2 protein-coding genes are annotated in these 1,862 nt (G+C 76.2%); both read right to left on the bottom strand.

The window, feature by feature from the left end; genetic code table 11:
• Positions 1–1,051: DNA polymerase IV (gene dinB / locus DQW06_RS26235; protein ID WP_117199504.1), on the bottom strand; the 1,051-nt coding region annotated here is incomplete at its 3' end.
• A gap of 83 nt (positions 1,052–1,134) precedes the next feature.
• On the bottom strand, positions 1,135–1,862 hold a 728-nt coding region (locus DQW06_RS26230; protein WP_117199503.1), incomplete at its 5' end, for a methyltransferase domain-containing protein.

Raw genomic sequence — 1,862 nt, 5'->3', positions numbered from 1 at the left:
ACCCGGAGGCGGTGTAGAGCTCGCGGGCGACGGCGCTGATCTCGCGGGCCACGTCGGTGCCCTCGGCCAGGGTCCGTGCCCGGGTGATGGTGGAGAAGTCGCCGCGGCGCAGCTTCACGCTCACCGTGCGTCCCGCCTGCCCCGAGGCCCTCAGGCGGCGCCCGACCTTCTCGGCCAGCCTCAGCAGCTCGCGGTCCACCACCTCGGGGTCGGCCACGTCCTCGTCGAAGGTCTCCTCCGAGCCGATGCTCTTGTCCGGGGACTCGGGCACGACCGGGCTGGTGTCCACCCCCCGGGACAGCTCGGCCAGGCGGGTCCCGGCCTTGTCGCCCAGCTCCATGCGCAGCAGGTCCGGCTCGTAGCGGGCCAGCTGCCCGACCGTGCGCACGCCCAGCCGGGCCAGGGTCTGCTCGGTCCGGTCCCCCACCCCGGGCAGCGCCCCGACCGGCAGCGGGTCCAGGAAACCGCGCACGTGGGCGGTGGGCACCAGGAGCAGGCCGTCGGGCTTGCAGTGCGTGGAGCCGAGCTTGGCGGTGAAGCGGGTGGCGGCCACGCCCACGGAGCAGGTCAGGCGCTGTTCCCGGCGCACCCGCTCGCGGATCATCGCGGCGATGCGCACCGGCCCGCCCAGGCGGCGGCGCGCGCCGGACACGTCCAGGAAGGCCTCGTCCAGGGAGAGCGGCTGCACCAGCGGCGTCACCGAGCGCAGGATGTCCATGACGGCCTCCGACGCCTGGCGGTAGGCGCGGCCGTCGGGCGGGAAGACCAGGGCGTCCGGGCACAGGCGCAGGGCCCGCGCCATGGGCATGGCCGAGTGCACGCCGTGCGCGCGGGCGAGGTAGTCGGCGGAGGAGACCACGCTGCGCGGACCGGTGCCGCCCACGATGACCGGGCGTCCGCGCGCCTCGGGATGGCGCAGCTGTTCGACGCTCGCGAAGAACGCGTCCATGTCCAGGTGCAGGATGTGGCAGTCGCCGTCCGGTCCGGAGCCGTCCGCGGGGAAGTCCGCGTCCAGCGCCGCGATGCCCTCCGGGGAGACCATGCCCCGCATCGCGGCGCCGCGTTCCAGTTGGCGTCGGCTCATACAGCCAGGTTATGCCGTGCCGGGGGCGCCCCGGCCCCCGGTACCGGGGTTCAGGAGCGGTGCGCGACGACGTGCAGCTGGGTGGCGATGCCGATCAGCTCGGGGTGCTCGGCGGCGGCCCTCTCCAGCTCCACCAGGTGCTGCCCGGCGTGGGCGTCGCCCTCCCAGGCGTGCCCGGGCACGAGGTCGGCGAACGCGCGGACGCCGCGGACGCTCTCCCCGGACAGCCCGGCCCGGCCGATCAGCTCCAGGACCTGCTGGCGGGTGAAACGGCGCGGCATCGGGTCGCCCTCGCCCCAGCGCCCGTCGGGGTCGCCGAGCAGGTGGTGGGCCTCGGTGATGTGTCCGGCCAGCGCGCGGTGCAGGGCTCCGGCGACCGCGTTGGTGACCAGCAGGCTCACCGCACCGCCCTCGCGGGTGATGCCGACCACGTCGTGCAGCGCCGCGGCGGGGTCGTCCACGTACTCCAGCACGTTGTGCACCAGGACGAGGTCGGCGCTGGCCGGCGCGAACAGGGCGGCCAGGTCGCGGGTCTCCCCCTGGACCCCGCGCACGGACACGCCCCGCTCGGCGGCGCGGCGCTCCAGGGCCGCGAGCGAGTCGGGGCTGGGCTCGACCACGGTCACCCGGTGGCCGAGTTCGGCCAGGGGGACGGCGGCGCCGCCGGTGCCCCCGCCCGCGTCGACGATCTCCAGGGGCCCGTCCCCGAGCCGGTCCAGCAGTCCGACGAGGGCGTCCCACACGACCGCGGTCCGGGCCGCGTTGGCGGCCCGCCCCG

Source organism: Nocardiopsis sp. TNDT3 (genome assembly GCF_003427465.1).
GTDB classification, from domain to species: domain Bacteria; phylum Actinomycetota; class Actinomycetes; order Streptosporangiales; family Streptosporangiaceae; genus Nocardiopsis; species Nocardiopsis dassonvillei.
The sequence above is the reverse complement of the archived record's forward strand: the minus strand, read 5'-3'. Positions and strand labels throughout refer to the sequence as shown.